The sequence below is a fragment of the uncultured Shewanella sp. genome, from assembly GCF_947501665.1.
Taxonomy (GTDB): Bacteria; Pseudomonadota; Gammaproteobacteria; order Enterobacterales; family Shewanellaceae; genus Shewanella.
Genome location: NZ_CANMWS010000035.1, coordinates 15,284 through 37,670 on the forward strand (window position 1 = coordinate 15,284; position 22,387 = coordinate 37,670).

A 22,387-nucleotide genomic window follows, 5' to 3' on the forward strand; every position below is an offset into this window, starting at 1 on the left:
AAAAGGGACCATTATATTTTATTTCAGTAAGAATGAGAACAAACCTATTTAATTCACACTTTAAACACAGCCACACAATGTAAATTAAGTTAAAGTCTCATGCTAAGACTATATTGGCTTAAGAAAAAGGCTAAAATATCATTACCACTTATTAAATTAAAACTCCTAATACACTGACAATAATAACAGTCACTAAAAATTATTAATCTCATATTTATTTACAGTAGGTTATTTGATATTAAAATAGAGAAAGGATTTCATCATATGACACATAAATTAAAAGTACTCACTGACTATCCCTATAAAATAGTGATTACCATTTATAGATTATTCATTATGAGTTTATTATTCATTATTATTTCCCCCATAGCCATAGCCATAGCAGATGATGTAACAGAAGATGTTAATATTAATGCCCATACATTAATTCAATCCATAGAACGAAATAATGGACATTGGGTATTAACTTATGAGTTACTTGTTTCCTCAAATAAAAGTATCAATGCGGTTACAGGCACATTAATTCAAGTTCCTGATACATGGATCCGCACGGGTGATGGTGAACTGGATCTTGGTGATCTCTCCATTGAAACCCAAGCCAGTGATACGTTTAGAGTGGTGCTTTCTGATAACAATCCCGATTTAACGCAGTTTGTATGGACCTTTAGCGGTACCCCTGCTGATCCAGACCATACACCTGGAGCGGATATTCTTAATGATTGGATTATCAACAGTGAGCAAGAATATTCTCAGTTTATCCCCGATGCCCTCATACACGTCAACACTGTTACCCATAATGGAGAAACTGTCATCGTTTCTGCATCAGGCATACCAGACTATCAAGTTACTATTGATCAACAACTGCTCGATACCGTAGCCAAACATCCATCTGGTGATTTTCAAAATCACCAAGGGCTAACAGTGAATGAAGGTGATATTGTGGTCTTTGGACAAAATATTGGTTGGGCCGTCAGCCCCATAGGTAATGCTTGTTATTCAACAGGTGGCGAGGGATTTTGGCCACCCGGCCCAGACTGCCCGTTTGATATCGCAAAATCCATGGAATTTCCTCTCACTCCCAATGCGAATACCGGTACATGCGAAACAGGCAATGGTGCAATCGGCTATATGGTTAACGGCACATCTGTTTACAATTGGTCCGACGCTCGCGTTGATAACAACATTTGGCAACGAAATGCCCCCGTTTTTGAACAATATGATATGGATATTTGCAGCGGTCATGCTGCAAATGGCGATTATCACCATCACTTCAACTCAAAATGCTTAGCCAATACCGTTAATGATCTCGGCGACAAACACTCACCCGTCTATGGCTTTGCTAAAGATGGCTACGCCATTTATGGTCCTTGGCATGCAGAAGGACTATTAGCTTCTAGCTCGTGGCGTATTCGGGATTATCAAGATCCCATTGTTGGCTGCAGTGACGGGGAGAGAAGCTGCGTCATGGTCAACGCGCTCGATCCGAGTCAGGGAACCGTCCCCGCAAGTACTGCAGGCTATGACTTAGGTTATCCCTATACACTTCAACCTCCCTTTAGAGGAGGAACAATCTATCTTGATTCAGGTGCTTATTATCAAGATATGTACTGGGATGAAACATTAGCTAATCAAGGCGAACACTTTCTTGATATGCACAATGGCCATGATCACGACCAACTCGGTTATCACTACCACATTACCGTGACTCAAGCTGAAAATGACGAATTAGTCCCCGCATTTCCTTATATTATTGGCCCGACTTTTTACGGCGAATGCCAATAAGTCTCTCCTTAATATGGCCCTCAGCATTCAACAAATAGAAGGGCCATAGCGACATTAAAAAAAGTTAACAACAATAATATGTTGTATTTTGTCAGACCGATTATGTAAAAAAAATTGATAATTTTGTATCAATTTCACACCTAAATTCATCAAAACCTCTCTCAATAAGCCCAAAATATAGAAAACTGCTATATTTATTCTACCCTAAAGATTAAATTTATTTCTGCAATTCATTAAACATAAGTTAATTAAAACGAATCATAAAACCTGTAAAAAATGATTATGACTTTTGTTTGATCAATATATTAAGTAACAAATCCATCACGATGTTACCCTATAAATTGGAGCGAGAAATGGAACAAAAAAGCGAATTCACCCCTCTCGATATCGTATTACCCGATATTATCGGTGATCAAGATGCCTGTATCGCAAAACTTGAAACTCTTCTTCAATCACATTCTGGCATAAAAAAAGCGCACCTGACTCGCCGTGAGGATAAAACAGGAATATGTGTCCATTATAATCCTGATCTATTAACTCTTAAGCAAACCCAAGCATTAATTGAACTTTCTGGAGCCAAGTTAAGCCAGCAATTTCAACATATGAGCCTACAAATCAAAGGAATGGATTGCAGCGATTGCGCCACAATCATTGAACACGCATTAATGCGATTAGAAGGCGTTATTGCAGCCAAAGTCAGTTACACTGGCGCACAACTTAGGCTCGAATTTGACAGTCAAATTATTAGCTATAAAAAAATTGCTAATAAAATATCAAAACTCGGCTATAAGCTGTCAGATCAAAACGAAACTAAAACCTGGTGGCAAACAAACCGTGAACTCATAATGAGTTTATTTTCAGGCGTTTTACTCTTATTAAGCTGGATTATTGACAGCTACAATCCAAGTTTAGCCAAAGCACTAGCCATCGCTTCTTTTATTTTTGCCGGTTGGCTCACCTTCAGAGACAGTTTACAAACCTTAATGCAAAAACGCTTCGATATTGACGTATTGATGCTACTGGCTGCTATCGGGGCTGCAACGATGGGTTTATGGGCAGAAGGCGCCCTCTTGCTGTTTTTATTCAGCTTAGGGCATTCTCTAGAACATAAAGCAATGGACAAAGCCAAGCGAGCAGTCAAAGCTCTCGCTGATCTTGCTCCTAAAACTGCACTCATTCATAGAGATGGTATAGAGCAGGAAGTTGCTGTCGAGAGCTTACAGCTTGACGATATTGTCATCATCAAACCGGGAGAGCATATTCCAGTGGATGGCATTATTTTAAATGGCACGACAACTGTTGATCAAGCCCCTATTACTGGGGAGTCAATCCCTGTCGATAAACAAGTACAAGACAGTGTTTTTGCTGGTACAATTAATGGCGATGGTAATATTCAAGTCAGTGTCACCAAACTCACAGAAAATACGACATTAAATCGTATGGTGCGTATGGTGCTTGAAGCAGACACACAAAAGTCTCCCACTCAACGTTTTACAGATCAATTCGTCAAGTACTTCGTACCGAGTGTACTCATACTGGTTGTCGGTTTTATTTTTATCCCTCCCATGATCTTTAATATGGCTTGGGGGGATGCCTTTTACCGAGCCATGTCAATTCTCGTTGCAGCCTCGCCTTGCGCACTTGCCATTGCCACACCCGCCGCTATTTTATCTGGAGTCGCCAGAGCGGCTCAAAAAGGCGTATTAATTAAAGGTGGAATGCATTTAGAAAACTTAGGTCGAATTAAAGCCATCGCATTCGATAAAACGGGCACCTTAACCCAAGGAAAACCAGAAGTACAACGTATCCTTTGCCTTAATGCAAATGAAGAAGAATTATTGACTATCGCCGCATCTCTTGAGCGATTAAGTACACACCCCCTTGCCAAAGCCATTGTTGACCTAGCAGAAAAACGCGATCTCACTTTGATGACAATTGATGATATGCAATCCATCACAGGTAAAGGGTTATCAGGAACATTAGATAAAAAGACCCTTTATGTCGGCAGTGCACGACTTTTCGATACTTTGCCAAGTGAAGTTGAATCCAGTGTCTCTGAACTGGAATCTTCAGGCTATACAACAATGATAGTCAAACATGGTGAGCTCTGGTTAGGTGTTATCGGATTGGCCGATACTGTAAGAAATGAATCTGGCGAAGCAATTAAAAGTTTAATGAAAACAGGACTTGAAAAAACCATTATGCTCACTGGGGATAATAGTGCAGTTGCCAATGCCGTTGCGAAAAAAGTCGGTGTTTCTCAGGTGAGTGCCAACTTATTACCTGAAGATAAACTCACAGAAATAACCCTATTAGAAAAAGAGCTTGGCTATATTGCTATGGTCGGAGATGGAATTAATGATGCACCCGCGATGGCCAGAGCAACGGTAGGAATAGCAATGGGTGGAGCTGGCACTGATGTGGCATTAGAAGCGTCAGATGTTGCTTTAATGGCCGATGATTTAAACCGCTTGCCCTTTGCCATTGGACTGAGTCGAACGGCGCAAAAAATTATCAGGCAAAATTTAACCATTTCACTGTCTGTTGTGGCCTTTTTGCTTATTGCGACCATGACAGGCTTTGCAGGTTTGGGGCTTGCGGTTACGATTCATGAAGGTTCAACCCTTGTAGTCGTCGCAAATGCATTGCGTCTACTACGTTATCAATAACAGGAGTCTGATTATGGGACATCACGGTAGAAGAGGCGGCGGTTTTTTAAAAGGATTACTTGGTGGAGGTCACCACGGGAATAATCAGGATTATGGTTATCAAAATCCTCAACCTGCACCACAGCAACCTGCACAGCCGCCTCAAAATCAAGGGGCTTTTTGCCCAAGTTGTGGAACAGGGAACTCGCCTCAAGCAAAGTTTTGTCAACAATGCGGTAATACCATGACATTAAAGGGCAGTAGTTGCTCTAAGTGTAATAAGGGGATCGAAGCCAATGCTAAATTTTGTGAGCATTGCGGTGAAAAACAATAAATAACTCTGTCAATAACGCACGAAAATGACGACTTATCCCACTCATTTTCGTGAGTCTTTGATGGCAGCGAGAAAAAATGCGACAATTTCAGTTTATTCATAAAAAGAACTGACTTAATGCTTTCAAAGCTCACCCCTCTACAACAACGCTTTTCTCATATGCAGCATGTGACTTTAGTGTCTTGTGAATTTGATATCAACCTATTTACCCCAGAATTATTTAACACTCACCAAATTCAATTACCCTCAAAGCTCAATAAAGCAGTTCCTAAGCGAAAAGCCGAATACCTAGCAGGACGCGTATTAGCAAAGCATTGTTTTGCTGAATTAAACTTACCTTATCAAGACATCATTAATGCAGAAGATCGAAGCCCCATTTGGCCAAAAAATGTTATAGGTAGTATCAGCCATTCCAATGAAACCGCAGCCTGTGCCATCACCACATCTAAAAGTATTCAAGCCCTTGGTATTGATCTTGAATATGATATCAATCTCAAAAGCTGCGAAGATATTTATAAAAGTATTATCAACTCATCGGAAGAAACCCTGTTACGAGCCACAGACCTGCCCTTTAATCAAGCTGTCACTCTGGCATTCTCTGCAAAAGAAAGCATATATAAAGCGCTATACCCTCTTATCAAAAAATTCTTTAATTTTGATGCCGTATCCATCAACAATATCAACTTAGAGCAACAAAAACTGACACTTGAACTCACCCTAGACTGGTCTGATAAATTTAAAAAAAATCAAACGTTTGAATGTTATTACTTGAGGTTCGAAAAAAGCTTTTTGACGAGTATCACCGTTTTTAACTAACGAAGATTGCTGTTTGACGTAAACTTAAAAGATAATCCGTGAAATAAACCTCACCGTTATGATGGCAAAAAAGGAAACCTAGCACAGCCATTAAAGTATGTTCAGCCCATGACAAAAGTATACAAGTGACATCAAGGAGCGATGCTCATGGCATTGTCATCAGTCAATATGACACACTATAAACTGGCCATTATTCTCGGAATCATCGGCTTTAGTATTAACTTGTATCCTATATTATTACTGGCCAATATCCCCTTAGTTCTAGGCAACATTGTCATTGTCATTACCGCTATTTTACTGGGTCCTTGGTATGCATTGTTAACCGCTATGATTTGCGTCTCAGGACTCATGCTAGTCTGGGACAGTCCTCACGTTTACCTTATTTTCGGATTAGAAGCGCTCTGGCTTGGTTTCGCTAAACGAAAAAATATCTATGCTCTCTATGCCTGTATTGCCTACTGGCTACTCGTCGGCATGCCCATGTTTTATTTATATGCCACTTTATTCACCCATATTCCGACAGAAAGCTTACCGTTTATTGTCCTTAAGCAATCCATTAATGCTCTCATTTACACTAGCTTAGGAGCACTAATTGTACTCATTGTCCCTTACTTTTGGCACTTTAAAACAAAACTAATCGATAATCACAGACGCACATTTAACACCCAACTTACCTATACTTTTATCCTTGTACTTACCCTCTCTCTTTTATCATCAACCCTTTTATTTAACAACCAATTTATTAAACGCCAAAAAGCGATGATTTATGAAAACTTACAAGATTCCGTGACCCATTTAGGTCATTTTACCTCTATCTTTGTCAATGAACATGTCAAAGCCATTACGAATGCAGCTCACTGGCTCAGCCTTGATCTAGAAGAACAAAGTGACTGGCAATATCAATTAACCAGCCTACATCAAAGTTACCCGAGTTTTTTAACCATGTTAATCACTAACAACAAAGGACAAGTTATCGCTGCAAGCCCAAAAAAGAAACTGGATTTATCACAACCTGTCTCTGTTGCTGACAGAGAATATTTTCAGCAAGCCTTTTTCTACCAGCAAATCTTTATTTCATCTGTTTTTCAAGGTCGAGGATTTGGAAATGATCCCATTATTGCAATTAGCGCACCGATTTATTCACGGCAATCAGAACATGAACCCATTGGTATCATTGAAGGTTCTTTAAATTTACGCCAATTTGCCAGTATCGAGCATACCAATACGAAAAACCATCAGCAAGCAATGCTACTAGTCGATGAAAATAATAGAATTATCTACGCTTCTAACATGTTGGCATTAACTCCCTTAGAGCCATTAAAAGTGCAACAGGTAGGTCAAGAGTATAAAACAGGCCTGCCAATGATGAATATTATCAATACGAAAAACCTAACACCTGAATTTATCTACGCCACTGCCACCCTAGAAAATGGTTGGACACTCTATACACTAAATCCACTTTTACCATTAATTAAATTAATCGAAGAGTTATATCTAGCCACATTCGCTATTCTCCTGATTGCCTTGTTCATTACTTTTTATATTACTCGTATCGTCAGCCTCAGATTAACTCAGCCACTGGCCATTATTGCAAAAGATTTTGGAGAACATAACATTAAAAATGTCAATATTGAGCAAGTACAAAACGAGGCGCCACAAGAAATTTATGCTTTACATCAAAGACTGCAAAAAAGTAAACATGCTTTAATGAGCTATCAATCAGAACTTGAAAATAATGTCCAATTAAGAACAATAGAGCTAGAAAGAGCCAATAGCCAACTTAAGTCGTTATCAGAAATTGATCCCTTAACCGGTCTCTACAATCGACGTATTGCAGAATTAAAGTTCTGCAGCTTACATGAAATTAATCAACGTAATAATGAAACAATTGTCGTTGCACTTCTCGATTTAGATCACTTCAAACAAGTCAACGATCAACAAGGACATTTAGGAGGAGATGAAGCACTAAAAACCATATCCAACTTGTTAATACGGACATTTAAACGTGATACCGATGTGATTGCACGTTTCGGAGGAGAAGAATTTTTACTGATCCTCTCTTTTTCAGACACACTCAAAATAGAAACACACCTCAATCACTTCAGAGAAAAGTTAGCCCGAACTCAGCTAACGAACCCGCAGACACAACACTCTTTTTCTGTCACGGTTAGCATTGGAGCCATTATCGCCTTCCCAAGTTTCAGTCCATCCCTTGATGATTGGATAAAGCAAGCCGACATTAATCTATACAAGGCCAAAGACAGTGGCAGAAATAAAGTGGTTTACACCCAACAGCCTGAAGAAAAAACCTAGAAAAAATCTATCTCGTTAAACAAGATTATTTTACGTTATTATAAGCCTCTACGCTTTCTATACATTTAGGTCCGCCATTGAACAAAACACCCTCTGTACTCGGTAGTCATGAAAGTCAATACACTTTTTATCTCCCAAACGCACCCATATTACCGAAAAATTGGCATCATACTCAAGCCGATGCTATCCCTTCGCTCATCTCACTCAATGGTAATCATTGGCGAAAAATTGTCACTATTATGGCTAAAATCATGTGTCCATTAGAAGATTGGAAAACCTATCGAGACAATGATCTACTCAAAAAAGCTGAGAGCATTTATATTGGTGCAAAGACCTTATCTCCTCAAGCACAAGTGCATATTATTTCAGGCCAAACTGCCGCCGAACGATTAGCGCTTGATGTTAAAAAGTTTCAGTCTATCAATGAAAAGTCTGTATTAAAGACGTTTCAATCTCACTTAATAGTGCCTTATTTAGATTATCGCCAATACCCAAATACACTGATTGCAGTCACCCGTGACTACCTCACAACGCTTTAAAAAAAGGGAAGCTGCAGGCTTCCCTTTGTGTATTTCTATCCCCGCCTTTCAAAAGAGGCCTACATTCTCTTGATAATAGCTTTGAACCTATACATTTAAAGGTTTTGAAACCAACACCTTCATTTCCACTTGGGTATAGCCCCAAAAATATCACTAACCTTTTTGTGCAACCTGCTTGACCTTCACTCGGTTATTGGTATCACGACTTTGGCGAATAAGCGTATCACCGCTCTCAAAATGCGCCATTTTAGCCATTCTATCGTACAATAACACATTCACAGAAGCGGCCAAGTTCATGCAACCTTTGGTTGGCATGTACACTACAGCATCACTCACATCAATTAGCGCCTGAGTGACTGTGCCATCTTCTGGACCAAAAATATACAACGCTTTCTCTGGGTGTTGAAATTCAGGTAAAGGGCACGCTCCTTCCACCAAATCCACACAAACGAGACTGACATCCTTTCCTACCGCTTCGCGTAAATCTTCCACTTGTGTCTGTGGAATAGCCCGACCCGCACCTTTTGTATCGGTATTATATTGTGCATTACCGTTACTGGCGGCGAGTAAATAGCGTTTGCCCGTAAAAAAAACCGCATCAGCCTCATAGCAGCCTGCCGCTCTCATGATCCCGCCCACATTAGTCGGGCTTTTTGGGTTTAATAACCCGATACCAATATAACTTGATTTCATTTAGACAAATTTCACTGTATCAATGACTAAGCGGCAATACGTTGACGCAGTGCTTGCCAAGCATCTTCAACCAATTGATAATCATGCTCAACCAGTTCTTCTTTTGCTAAATCTAAACACACTTGCATTTTAGCCGATAAGCAGCTCAAATCTTGATTTTCTTCAATTTCAAGTTGTGACAACACCACAGCAAAATGCCCTTGTAAATAGCCACTGGCAAATAAAGCATCATCATCACCTGACTCAACAATACCCTCAATCCAGTTTTGCAATGTGTGCTCATACTTCTCTAACATGAATGCTCCATACTATCTAATTAATTTTTGCCACTGGATACATCACATAATCGCGATACCCAGTTATCACTTTATAATATCCAGCAAGGGATAGGTCTAATTCAGGATCGCCAGAATCCACAATCAACGGACGTCCATTTAATGCCTTTAGCTTAGTTTTAGTCGCTAAAATAATAATATTATCTTGACCGATTTGACGAAGTAACGCGGGTGTCAGCTGTTGATTACCTCGCCCCAAAATATGACCTTGCCCACCAATAAGCGTGATAAACAATTTAGTCTTCTGATTTTGAGTTTGTTCAAGTAATTGTGCCGCCGTTAAATCAGACTGAATAAGAACTTGATCTTGAATTAAATCCACACCTAATAAGGTATTGATAAGTCCCATTTCGGCCATCACAAACGCCAAAGTACTACCAGACCCCATGATGCATAACGCATCATCCATGAGTTCAATAGCCTCTGCGGCGATGTCAGCAAGGACTAGAGTCTCACATTCAACCCCTCCTTGCTTGACGGCTTGCACATAACGAGGCTCGGCAGGCACAAGCATGTCACCAAAGCGCTTCGCTTGAACCCGGCCTTGCCTAAATTGCACCTCATCAATATCCATCACATCAGCGCTCATTAGGCTGACTAACTCACCATCAATTAATTGCTTAACAACCAAACCGGCAGCAGTCGGTGTGACGCCATATACGCCTGAGTGGATTTTCACACCAGCAGGCACACCTAATACGGGAATACTATCACCAACACTGGCATAAATATCCCTAGCGGTGCCATCCCCGCCAGCAAAAAGAATTAAATCCACATCATATTCAAGCAACTTTTCCGCTGCAGCCGACGTATCGGCTGCCTGAGTGATATGCGGTGATTGATAAACCGCTTGAGTGTTAAACCCAAGCGATTGAGCAACAATCTCCCCCATGTCGCCGGATGCGGTTATCACCTCAACTCGTGCTTTATCGGGTTCAATTTGAGTTAAAGCTTGTTTCATGCGGTTCATGGCTTGAGGTGAGGCCCCTTTTGCTAACGCTTGTTGAGCAATGCCATCACTGCCCTTTAACGCAACGCTTCCTCCTAATCCAGCCAGTGGATTAATCAACAGGCCTAATCGAAACGATGCCATTATTCCATCACCCCTAAAGCCACTGAACTCACTATCGCATTCCAATAACGGGTGTTTGACTCTGTACATCCATATTTTGTCCGCGATGTCTTAATAAATGATCCATCAATACAATCGCTAACATGGCTTCAGCAATAGGCACTGCACGAATACCGACACAAGGATCATGGCGACCTTTTGTCACCACTTCAGCAACGTCACCAGAAGCGGTCATGCTTTGTCCTGGCACACTAATACTTGAAGTGGGTTTTAATGCTAAATGAGCAACAATCGGTTGACCCGATGAAATGCCACCTAAAATACCACCCGCATGATTAGACTCAAAACCTTGAGGCGACATTAAGTCTCGGTGCTCAGAGCCCTTTTGCTCGACAACAGCAAAACCATCACCAATTTCAACCCCTTTTACCGCATTAATGCCCATCAATGCATGAGCAATTTCCGCATCCAGTCGATCGAACACTGGCTCTCCGAGCCCCACTGGTACGCCCGATGCGACAACAGTGAGCTTAGCCCCAATAGAATCACCACTTTTTTTCAAATCACGCATATACTCATCCAGCGCTTCCAGTTTGCTGGCATCAGGGAAAAAGAATGGATTTTGCTCTATTTGCTCCACATCCATATGCTCAGCTTTTATTGGGCCAAGTTGCGACATAAAGCCATGAATATCAATCCCGTGCATATGCTTTAAATACTTTTTAGCAACAGCCCCAGCAGCAACTCGCATTGCTGTTTCACGAGCAGAAGCACGTCCTCCGCCTCTATAATCTCTTAAACCATATTTTTGCTGGTAAGTATAATCAGCATGACCAGGACGAAAAGTATCTTTAATATTGGAATAATCTTTACTACGCTGATCGGTATTTTCAATCAACAGGCCAATGGAGGTACCTGTTGTTTTACCTTCAAAGACACCCGATAAGATCCGGACGGCATCGGGTTCACGCCTTGCTGTTGTATAACGAGACGTGCCTGGACGGCGCCTATCAAGATCATGCTGTAAATCAGCTTCACATAATGCCAAGCCAGGTGGGCAACCATCAATAATACACCCTAAAGCGGTACCATGACTTTCACCAAAAGTCGTTACGACAAAATTTTGACCTATACTGTTTCCCGACATCTGCTTTACACCTCAGACAATTAACTATTTGTAATACTTACTGGTAAGGCGCTACCATGTAAGTATTAAACTAAAACACCATTATATAAAAAATGACCTTATAACTGCTAAACTATTCGCTATCTTGGTACTCACTAAAATACTCTCGATGTGCTTGCAATTGATCATAGGTCAAGACAAACACCCCGTCTCCTCCATGTTCAAATTCGGCCCAGCTAAAAGGCACTTGAGGAAATTGCTCAGCTAAATGCACCATGGAATTGCCCACTTCAACCACTAAGATCCCCGTTGGCGTTAAATAATCTGCAGCATTCGCTAAAATACGCTTGGTCAAATCTAAACCATCATGTCCAGACGCTAAACCTAATTCAGGCTCATGATGATACTCTTGAGGCATATCATCAATATCTTCTGCATCCACATATGGCGGATTCGACACAATCAAATCATATTGCGGACCTTTAGGAAGCGCTGAAAATAAATCAGACTCCATAGCAAAAACGCGGTCCATCACGCCTAAAGATTCGATATTAATTTGTGCGACATCAAGGGCATCTGGACTGATATCCAATGCATCTATTTCAGCGTCATCGAATTCATAAGCACAAGCAATGGCAATACAAGCACTTCCAGTACATAAATCTAAAACACGACCAACCGATTTATTATATAGCCAAGGACTAAAGCGCTCTGCAATCATTTCAGCTATCGGTGAGCGAGGCACTAATACTCTCTCATCAACATAAAATGATAACCCCGCAAACCTTGCATGATTCGTTAAATACGGTACCGGTAATCGTTCTTGAACGCGACGAATGATCAATTCGACAATTTTATGCTTTTCACTGCTGGTTAAGTTACTATGAATAACCTGTTGACCTATCTCTTCAGGCAAATGCAATGCATGAAAAACCAAGGCTATGGCTTCATCCCACGCATTATCCGTCCCATGACCATAATAAATATGTGCATCATTAAAACGGCTCACGGCCCAACGCAGCATATCGCCAACAGTACGTAATTCAGCGACAGCTTCATCAACAAAAATCTTATCCAAAATAGACTCCAACATTATAATTGGTCTTCATTGTAACTGAAGTCTATTCATATGGCATCGAATTCAATAAAATACCCCTATGAATAAAAAATATGATGATGATGGTCAGGCTCTGTTTTCCACGCTAATTCAAGGTATTAAACCCTTAAAACAGGATAAGCGTCATTTCACCGCCTCGCCCAAAAATAAAGCCAAATTGGTGCAAGCAGAACAAAAGTTGCATGCGGACAGCTATTTTTCTGATACATACCAACCTCTAATGCCCTCTGAAGGTCCAATGCGATGGGTAAGGGATGATGTCGACAGCTTTGAATTAAAGCGGTTACGTCGAGGAGATTACAGCCCAGATCTACTACTGGATCTCCATGGATTAAGACAATCCGAAGCCAAACTTGAGCTCGTTGCACTCATTCAAGCAGCAATCAAACAGCACAGTCCTTGTTGCAGTGTCATGCATGGTCACGGCAGTGGAATATTGAAACAGCAGTTACCTTTATGGCTCGCACAACACCCTCAAGTTAAAGCTTTTCATCAAGCGCCCAAAGAATGGGGGGGAACCGCAGCATTACTCGTATTACTCGATATAGAAGAGGCTTATTTTTAATCCTCATTGTAATCTAAGAGCACGATTGGAAGTGGGCTTTCAATCGTGCTCTGAGTGTTTAAGGCACTCTATAGATGATTAAACCTTTTGTGAGTATTTTTGCAGCATTTTATCGTTTATTTGCCCAGTACAAAGTTTGTACGGTGTTGTTATTCTCGGCTTGGGTTCCAGACGTCGCCCTACCTCCTCCATCCATGGAGTCGTCGGCTTGAGTTCCAGACATCCTCTATCTCCCACATTCATAGAGTCATACATCAATAAACGATAATGCCATAAAAAGAACCCACAAAGCTGTCTTCATTCTCTATTGTAAGCAACATTCGACTAAACGTGCTTTATGCTTTGTTAAACACTTCTCTGTTTAAAGAAAGGAGCCTAAGATGACTCAGGCAACCCCTCTTTCTACCACCTCAACACATTTATGAGAGGCATCATTCAATCACTAAAATGTAATCAGAAAGGCTTAACAGGCCCTAGAACAGGAATAAGGCGATTCTTGCCAGATGAGAGATTGATGATTGTTATTTTTTTCAATTAACGTAATACCCGAAGTTGAAAATAAAGGGGGTTCAACATCCGGTAAAAATGCATTCACTAAGTATCCCAGCAAAGGCATATGAGCAATCACTAAGACCTTTTTAGCCTGATAGAATTCAACATAAGCTAATATGACATCCATTGTATCACTGGCATGATTTAACGGTGTTAGCTCTTCTAATACATGCCATTGTGTAGGTTCCATAAAATGCTGACTCACTTCTTGCCATGTTTGCTGAGCACGAACATAAGGACTGACCAACACTAAATCAAAATGTTGTACAGAAGTCGCTAACCATTGACTCATCATTACAGTTTGAAAGCGGCCCGCATCAGTTAATGTTCTCTCTTGATCAGAGTTAGCCTGATGGTTAGCCTCACCATGTCGCATTAAATATAATTGCATACTGCTGTGCAGATCCCGTTTTACATAGTTATAGGGTTATGCTCTGGGCATGAAAAACTAACATACCTCATGTGTCCACATTCACCCACTGAAAATAGCGCTTGGTATCATTCTATATGAAAAAATTAACTTAATCCCACTGTTTTTGTTAATAAAACAGCAGAAAGTAACAACATAAACCAACAAGACAACACAATCATTCAACAACATGAAAAAGAAATAGGCATTGAAAAAGCCTAGTAACATAGACAGCAAGCTGAATTTAAACAAGAACACATAAATATCACCCTCTAATTTCACACTCTATTTCTGGTTAATCCAAGAGAAGATTTATGGCCTCTTAATATTGCATCACAATACCATAAGTGTTTAACTTATCGTATTTAATGACTTTTATTATTGATAATTTGGTGATCACTCATATTCAATAGCCTGTGAGCCAGTCTGTAAGCCAAAGTGGAGAATAATTTTGCCAGAGCCTTTAACGGAAACCATAATAAAAAGCCCTAATGATCATCGACAATATCAATATCTGACATTGAACAATGGGCTTTCCGTTTTATTAGTTGAAGATAATAAAAGCAAAATTGCAGCAGCCTCAATGGCCGTCAACGTTGGTCATTTCGATGATCCTGACACCCGTCCTGGTATGGCTCACTTTCTAGAGCATATGTTATTTCTTGGCACACAAAAATACCCACAATCTGGTGAATATCATCAGTTCATTAATCAACACAGTGGCAGTAGTAATGCTTGGACTGGAACAGAACAAACCAACTTTTTTTATGATATACATATCGATGCTTATGAAGACTCTCTTGACAGGTTTAGCCAGTTTTTCATCCATCCTTTGTTTAATCAAGAATGGATAGATAAAGAAAGACACGCCATTGAATCTGAGTTCAGTTTAAAGTTAAAAGATGATGTGCGCCGAATTTATCAAGTCCACAAGGAAACCGTCAACCGCAGCCACCCATTTTCTAAATTCTCCGTTGGTAACCTTGAAACACTTGCAGGGGATCCTGCAATATTACAAGCAGAATTAGTCGCATTCTATCAACAACATTATAGTGCTAATTTAATGACACTATGCTTAGTTGCCCCTCTGACTATTGATACACTCACGACTTTTGCTAAAAAATATTTTAATGATATCCCTAACCATCAACTCTCAAAACAATACCCTAATACGCCTCTTTATCACCCATCAAATCTCAGCCAGCAAATTAATATCAAACCGTTAAAACAACAAAGAAGGCTCGGTATATGCTTTAGTTTACCCGCAATCGACTCACTTTATCACTTTAAGCCTCTCACTTTTATTAGCCACCTACTTGGCTTTGAAGGTAAAGGCAGTTTATTGTCATATTTAAAGTCTGAAGGGTTAGCAACAAGCTTATCAGCTGGAGGCGGCGCACATGGCTACAATTACAAAGATTATAATATTGGCATTCAGCTGACTGAAAAAGGGTTTCAGCAACTCGATGATATTATTACTGCCTGCTTTGAATATATTACATTAATCAAACGCCATGGATTAGAACACTGGCGTTATCAAGAAAGAGCACAATTACTAACACAAGCCTTTAAATATCAAGAGCCTAGCAAACCATTAGATCTTGCCAGTCATTTAAGCATTAATATGCATCATTATCCTGTCAAAGATATTATTTTTGGTGACTATCGAATGGATAAACTTGCGCTGAATAACACTCGAGAATTACTGGATCTCATGTGCCCTTCAAACATCAGATTACAAGTCATAGCACAAGATGTCGATACTAATACTCAAGCAAAATGGTATCACTCACCATACCAAATAATACCCATTTCAGCTAAACGACTTGCGAAATGGCATCATGTTAAAACACGAAAAGCCTTATCGCTTCCAGCGCCAAACCCGTTTATAACCCCTGATAATGGTCCTAGAGCCCAAAAAAGCCATACACATATTCCTGTTATCGTCTCACAGGGGGAAGGCTACCGGATCTGGCATAAAAAGGATGATGAGTTCAATGTCCCTAAAGGTCATCTCTATTTATCTTTAGATTCAGCTCATGCCTCAGCCAGTCCTCGCCATGCAGCCTTAACACGACTGTACGTAGAAATGTTATTGGATTTTTTAACAGAATATACCTATCCGGCAGAAGTGGCCGGTTTAAGTTATAATATTTATCCCCACCAAGGTGGAATAACGCTACATTTAACAGGCTTTACTGGTAAACAAGAAACGTTACTCGCACTTATCATTAATAAAGCAAGAGAACGTAATTTTACCTCAGCTAGATTTGACATCATTAAACAACAAATATTAAGAAACTGGCGCAACCATAGCCAATCTAAACCCATTTCTCAACTCTTTACCAGCTTAACGGTGACATTACAAAAACGCAGTTTTGAGCCCGCTCGAATGGCTGAATTTCTCGAGGAGATTACGTTAAACGATCTGCATGAACATGTGAGATTATTTTATGAAAAAGTGCATCTTGAAGGACTTGTTTATGGGGATTGGCTGATCAGTGAAGTCTACTCACTGACAAAACGTCTCAATCATATTTTATCTTTGGTATCCTCACCAAGCGATAGCAGCGCTCGAGAAATTATCGATTTAAGTCATCAAAAAACTTTAATGAGAGAGCGCCTTACACTTCATCAAGACAGCAGTATTATTGTCTATTACCAATCATCAGTAACCAACATTAATACCATGGGTATTTTCAGTTTACTGAACCACACTATGTCTTCTTCATTTTTCCATGAATTGCGCACTCAACGTCAATTGGGCTATATGTTAGGCACAGGATATTTACCACTCAATCGCTACCCTGGTATGATTTTTTATATTCAATCTCCTAGTCGAAGCCCATTACAATTACTTGAAGCTATCGATCAGTTCATCGCCGACTTTACTTATGCCATTATGCAAATTACACAAAAAGACTGGGAAAAAACGAAGCAAGGACTCATCAAACAACTGCTTGAACAAGATACAAATCTAAAAAGCCGTAGCCAACGCTACTGGGCCAGTATTGCTAATCAAGACTACCTTTTTAATCAAAGAGAAAAAGTTGCCAATTTTATTGCTGACGTCTCTCGTGCTGAACTCATTCGATTTATAATGACTAAAATGCGGACCCAGTATGCTGATAGGCTGGTTCTTTTCAACACAGGTCAGAAACATCAAGACTTACCACCATTAAAAACAGATAATATGATAGAAGACTTACGCATATTCAAACAAAATACCCATACACTTAGTCGTGATTAAAACTGCCCTAGTGCACTAAATTTTAAGCAAGACTTTGCTTTTTTAAGCCTGTGTGCATACAACACACAACAAAAGATATATATCTTGGAAAGTTAATAGTATGCAGTTTAAAACACTAGCCAAAACCGATATTCCCACTAAAACACAGTAGTTATCTCTAAATATAACATATTGATTTATAAAAATATCCAGTAAATATCGTTCTGACCTCTAATAAAATTTCAATATTTTTGACAAGCTCATCACTTTCTGGAAAAGTTAAACTAACCCGATGTTACTTTTATTATTATTGTTGCATTCTTCCAAATAGATAACTGTCGTACTATGCCAAATGCTTTGAAAAAAACCTGTGTTCATCCTTTTTTATTCTTTTTGCTAACGCTCTTGGTGTCAGTAAAAACCTATGCCATGTTAGAAAAACCCGTACCTGTAGAGCTTAAATCTCAAGTTTACAGCGTACCAGAAGGACTATCCCAGAGTATTATTTCATCTATGGTTGAAGATAGAGACGGCTATCTTTGGATCGGCACTTTAAACGGCCTAAATCGGTTTGATGGCAAACATTTTAAACATTACTTCGCGTCTACTGAGCATACCACAACTCCATCTTCCATCAATGAACCCCTTCGTTTACCGAGTTCAGTGATAAAAAGCTTATTTATTGATCAACAGAACCGATTATTTGTGGGTACAGATAAAGGCTTATCTCTCTATCATCCAGAATCAGATAGTTTTGAAGTGTTATTCCCCCATTCAGAATTAAAAAATGCTGAGATTTGGTCGATTCAAGCTGATGGGGACAGCTTGTTGATCGGTACAAGACATCATATATTAACTATAGATTTAGCACTCACAACAATAAAGCAGCAATCAAGCAGTAAATTGTTTAATCGTATTCAAAAAATAATCCCTATTGAACAAGGAATACTTGTTAGAAACCATAATGGTGACGTCATAAAAGTGACTAATGGCCAAAATAAAAAAGTTGCTCATAATAGTATCGATATTGATTTATTTAAGTCTCAGCCTGTTATTTTAAAAAAAACAGGTATTTTCAGTATTGATAATCAGGAAAAACTAATTTTTTCACATAATTACAATTCATTAACTAAAATTGAAAAGGGATTTATAGCAATTAAGAATAGTACCCTATTTTTAATTAACGACAATTTAGAACATAAACCTATTGGAATTATAAATAATATTCCAAGAAATATAGATGGCCCTAAATTAATATCTTTTAAGAAAAGAATAACAGTAATATCAAAAAGTCAAGGTTTTGTGTCTGTAAGCTTTAATAAAAATATTATATCATCCTTAACTATTAACAAAGAAAATATATGGTCATTAACTAAAAATAATTTTGGGCTTTTCATAGCAACAGATAATGAATATATTTCATATTATGATAATAATATGAAAGAAGAAGTAAAGTTAAATACTCATATATATGGTTACAAGTCAATATTACCCTTAAACAATGAAATCCTAATCGCAAGTTTATCAGGAATATATTCATTTAATCATGAAACAAATAAAAGAAAAAAAATATTAGGTGGAAAATACATTACTATCAAAAAAAGTTTAGATGGTAATTATTTTTATGCTGGTAGTGCTGATGGAAAAATAATAAAATTCAATAAAGATATAGTGGAAGAAATAGTAGTAGATAATCGAAGCCCTATATATAATATTATTGAATCAAATAATGCATTGTGGATTGCAACTCAATCTGGTTTATATAAATTAGTAAAAATCAATGATAATAATGAATATTCAATTATTAATATATTTCTCAATGACATGGTAATTAGTCTCTATGATGACAGTAAACATGTATACTTTGGTACTCGCACCTCATTATTTAGATATAACAAAGAAAGTAAAAAAACAAGTCAAATATTTAGTAAAAACAAATCAATTTATGCAATTAATAAAATAAGTAAATATATAGTAGCATCTTCAATGCAAGAAATTATTTTCTTTGATACCAAAACGCAAAAAAATTATATTTTCACACATGAAAATGGAAGCCAAAACGAATATAACTCCCAGGCTATATTAAATTATAATAATAATTTACTCATAGGAGGTATCGAAGGTATTAGTGTGGTCTCCCCAAAGGAAATTGAAAACTATATTAATGACAGTCAATCTATTAGAACTTATTTTAAAGATTTTTCAATTTTAAATATTAAAGAAGAAGTAGATGGAGATATTTTAAAAAAAGCCCTCAATTATACCGATAATATCACTTTAAAACACTCAGACTACCCTTTTACGTTTGAATTTAATACACCAGGATCCACATATCAAAATATTGAGTATTATTACCAAATGCAGGGCCTATCAGATACTTGGGTTTCTACCCAAGGTAATCATTCAGCCACCTACACTAACCTTTCACCGGGACACTATACCTTTAATGTATATGCCATCGATCCTATTAGTGGCGATCCTGGCCCTGTACATAAAATGGGAATTGATATTACCCCTCCATGGTGGTTAAGCAATAAGGCCAAGGTCCTTTACTGCCTCGCTGCACTATTTTTATCACTGTTGATAATTAAAACCGCCATTCGCAGACGAGAAATTCAACAGCGCATCGTAAAGAGTGAAGAACGATTGAAGCTATCACTTTGGGGCAGTGGTGATGAGATGTGGGACTGGGACATCAATGCCGATAAAATATACCGCTCCAATATTTGGGGAGATCTGGCCTTTCCGAGAGATGGAAAAAGAATGGCCCAAAGTGATGAAATAAGTAACATTCATCCAATGGATCTTAACAGAGTCACCGATGCCCTAAGCGCTCATATGGATGGAAAAACCAGCCACTTTGAGGCCGCATATCGCGTACAAGGGTCAAATGATAATTGGATTTGGATTTTAGACAGAGCCAAAGTCGTAGAGCGAAACGATAATAAGCAAGCCCTACGGATGACGGGGACCATCAAAAACATCAGTCATTTTAAGCAAACAGAAGAACAACTTAGGTTATTTGAACGCGCGATACAAAATATCTCTGAAGGCATGTTCATACTGGATGAAAATTTCACTTTTGTTGAAGTCAACCAATCATGCTGTCATCTATTGATGCAGACTAAGGATGAGTTTCTAGGTAAAATCTTGACCTTTGACCGTTATCCAAAAAGCTTTTCACAACAAATTCGTACTATTTTACAACAGCAAGGCCGCTGGAGTAGTGAAATTGAAACCATACGTCAAAATCAAGACGTCTTTTTAATGGCATTAAGTATTGATGCTATTTACGATGAGCAAGGACAACTGTCCCATTACGTAGGCATTTTTTCTGATATATCAAGACGAAAACAACAAGAAGAAGAGCTCAGACAACTCACCAATAATGATGTTTTAACCCACTTACCTAACCGGTCTAATTTAATGGTCACTTTAGGCAACTTAGTCAAGCGTGATTCTCACCATACCTTAATGGTACTGGATCTGGATAACTTCAAAAAAATTAATGACTCTATGGGCCATCAAGTGGGCGATCAGCTTCTGGTGATGGTCAGCAAACGCATTAAAGATTCTGTGCCTTATCAAACTGGAATTTACCGCCTAGGCGGTGATGAATTTGCCATTTTAGTGGATAACAACCCAGATATTGGATCCAGCGCCATCATAGCCAAAAATGTTATTGAAAGTTTTAACGCCCCATTTGAACTCAATAACGAACGGGTGGTGGTGGGCCTCAGCATTGGTATTGTCTTGTATCCAGAGGATGATCAACATGAACAAGCTTTGTTACGTAAAGCAGATATTGCCATGTACCATGCCAAATCCGCCGGTGGTAATCGTTATCAATTTTATTCCGAATCCTTAAATCGTAATGCTATACGCCGCTTGGAAGTAGAAACGTTAATACGTGACGGCTTAAGAAAAGACTTATTTGAAGTTTACTATCAACCCAAAATAAAACTATCCACCGGAAAAATCATCGGCATGGAGGCATTGGTTCGTCTCAATCATCCTGAACATGGTCTGATTTCACCTAATGATTTTATTCCACTTGCCGAAGAAAATGGCTTAATCATAGATATCGGTGAACTAGTATTAAAAAAAGCCTGCTTTGCTGCCCAACAATGGCGTATTCAAGGCTTATTTAACGGCCGCGTGGCTGTCAACCTATCCTCAAAACAATTTACGTTACCAGATCTACAGCAGCGTATAATATCTATTTTACGCCTAACCCAACTTCCAGCAATCAATCTTGAATTGGAGATCACCGAAGGCACGGTCATTCACGATCCCGAAACCGCGATCAATGTCATGCAACAACTCAATAAAATGGGAATAAGCTTAGCCTTGGATGATTTTGGTACAGGTTATTCATCCCTCTCCTACTTAAAACGCTTTCCCATTCACACACTGAAAATAGACAAAGCATTTATTGATGATATTGATAAGTCAGATAAAGACTTAAAAATGGTTGACTCAATCATCACCATGGCTCACAACATGGGACTGTCTGTCGTCGCAGAGGGAGTAGAGCACAGCTCACAACTCAGCATTTTAAAAGCCCTAAAATGTGAATTCATTCAAGGGTACATTTATGATAAGCCTCTACCATTAGCCCAATATACTCAAAGGCTAAAAGATGAAAATCCACACATCACTCCGACAACCCATTTGATGGATAGCGCAGCTCCTAGCAACTACAGTTAGCAATTCATGCCCCGTAACGATTAACTCTTTCAGTTACGGGTGCTGCACTTAATTATATAAATTTAGGCGTACCATATCAAAATCAAATAAAAACAAATACACAACAAAAAACAAATATGGCACAACATATGCTTAACCTAAGTTAGC

The 22,387-nt window shown here is 38.9% G+C and carries 15 protein-coding genes; 9 read left to right on the top strand and 6 right to left on the bottom strand.

Features of this window, described 5'->3' with window-relative positions:
- Positions 1-264: 264 nt before the first annotated feature.
- The 6 genes from Q0976_RS21185 (at position 265) to Q0976_RS21210 (ending at position 8,432) form a co-directional block, all read left to right on the top strand.
- A complete protein-coding gene (locus Q0976_RS21185; RefSeq protein ID WP_299496199.1) occupies positions 265-1,782 on the top strand; it encodes a YHYH protein in 1,518 nt (505 codons plus the stop codon).
- Between the two features lie 353 nt (positions 1,783-2,135).
- On the top strand, positions 2,136-4,451 hold the full coding sequence (locus tag Q0976_RS21190; RefSeq protein WP_299496201.1) for a heavy metal translocating P-type ATPase: 2,316 nt from the start codon (positions 2,136-2,138) through the stop codon (positions 4,449-4,451).
- A gap of 13 nt (positions 4,452-4,464) precedes the next feature.
- On the top strand, positions 4,465-4,764 hold the full coding sequence (locus Q0976_RS21195) for a zinc-ribbon domain-containing protein (protein ID WP_299496202.1): 300 nt from the start codon (positions 4,465-4,467) through the stop codon (positions 4,762-4,764).
- A 117-nt stretch (positions 4,765-4,881) separates the two neighbouring features.
- Positions 4,882-5,580 (top strand): 4'-phosphopantetheinyl transferase superfamily protein, encoded by a 699-nt coding sequence (locus Q0976_RS21200; RefSeq protein WP_299496205.1) that lies wholly within the window; start codon positions 4,882-4,884, stop codon positions 5,578-5,580.
- Between the two features lie 147 nt (positions 5,581-5,727).
- On the top strand, positions 5,728-7,893 hold the full coding sequence (locus Q0976_RS21205) for a diguanylate cyclase (protein WP_299496207.1): 2,166 nt from the start codon (positions 5,728-5,730) through the stop codon (positions 7,891-7,893).
- A 77-nt stretch (positions 7,894-7,970) separates the two neighbouring features.
- Positions 7,971-8,432 (top strand): hypothetical protein, encoded by a 462-nt coding sequence (locus tag Q0976_RS21210; RefSeq protein WP_299496209.1) that lies wholly within the window; start codon positions 7,971-7,973, stop codon positions 8,430-8,432.
- A 153-nt stretch (positions 8,433-8,585) separates the two neighbouring features.
- On the opposite strand, the gene Q0976_RS21215 is transcribed toward Q0976_RS21210, so the two are convergent.
- From Q0976_RS21215 to prmB, 5 genes are all read right to left on the bottom strand, one after another.
- Positions 8,586-9,125 carry an RNA methyltransferase gene (locus Q0976_RS21215; protein WP_299496212.1) on the bottom strand — a complete coding sequence of 180 codons (540 nt, stop codon included), beginning with the start codon at positions 9,123-9,125 and terminating at the stop codon, positions 8,586-8,588.
- Between the two features lie 26 nt (positions 9,126-9,151).
- Positions 9,152-9,421, bottom strand: a complete 270-nt coding sequence (locus Q0976_RS21220; protein WP_299496215.1) for a YfcL family protein — start codon at positions 9,419-9,421, stop codon at positions 9,152-9,154.
- Between the two features lie 16 nt (positions 9,422-9,437).
- Positions 9,438-10,553, bottom strand: a complete 1,116-nt coding sequence (locus Q0976_RS21225) for an ATP-NAD kinase family protein (protein ID WP_299496217.1) — start codon at positions 10,551-10,553, stop codon at positions 9,438-9,440.
- A 31-nt stretch (positions 10,554-10,584) separates the two neighbouring features.
- Positions 10,585-11,679, bottom strand: a complete 1,095-nt coding sequence (gene aroC / locus Q0976_RS21230; protein WP_299496219.1) for a chorismate synthase — start codon at positions 11,677-11,679, stop codon at positions 10,585-10,587.
- A 112-nt stretch (positions 11,680-11,791) separates the two neighbouring features.
- Complete coding sequence (prmB, locus tag Q0976_RS21235) at positions 11,792-12,736, bottom strand: 50S ribosomal protein L3 N(5)-glutamine methyltransferase (RefSeq protein WP_299496221.1); 945 nt, start codon at positions 12,734-12,736, stop codon at positions 11,792-11,794.
- A 79-nt stretch (positions 12,737-12,815) separates the two neighbouring features.
- Here prmB and smrB point away from each other — a divergent pair, with 79 nt between their 5' ends.
- The gene (gene smrB / locus Q0976_RS21240) at positions 12,816-13,340 is read left to right on the top strand and encodes an endonuclease SmrB (RefSeq protein WP_299496224.1); all 525 of its coding nucleotides are present in this window, start codon (positions 12,816-12,818) and stop codon (positions 13,338-13,340) included.
- 463 nt (positions 13,341-13,803) lie between these two features.
- On the opposite strand, the gene sixA is transcribed toward smrB, so the two are convergent.
- A complete protein-coding gene (gene sixA, locus Q0976_RS21245) occupies positions 13,804-14,283 on the bottom strand; it encodes a phosphohistidine phosphatase SixA (RefSeq protein ID WP_299496226.1) in 480 nt (159 codons plus the stop codon).
- Between the two features lie 469 nt (positions 14,284-14,752).
- Here sixA and Q0976_RS21250 point away from each other — a divergent pair, with 469 nt between their 5' ends.
- Positions 14,753-17,551, top strand: coding sequence for an insulinase family protein (locus tag Q0976_RS21250; RefSeq protein WP_299496228.1), 2,799 nt, complete (start codon positions 14,753-14,755; stop codon positions 17,549-17,551).
- A gap of 324 nt (positions 17,552-17,875) precedes the next feature.
- The gene (locus tag Q0976_RS21255; RefSeq protein ID WP_299496229.1) at positions 17,876-22,240 is read left to right on the top strand and encodes an EAL domain-containing protein; all 4,365 of its coding nucleotides are present in this window, start codon (positions 17,876-17,878) and stop codon (positions 22,238-22,240) included.
- The last annotated feature ends 147 nt before the right edge of the window (positions 22,241-22,387 follow it).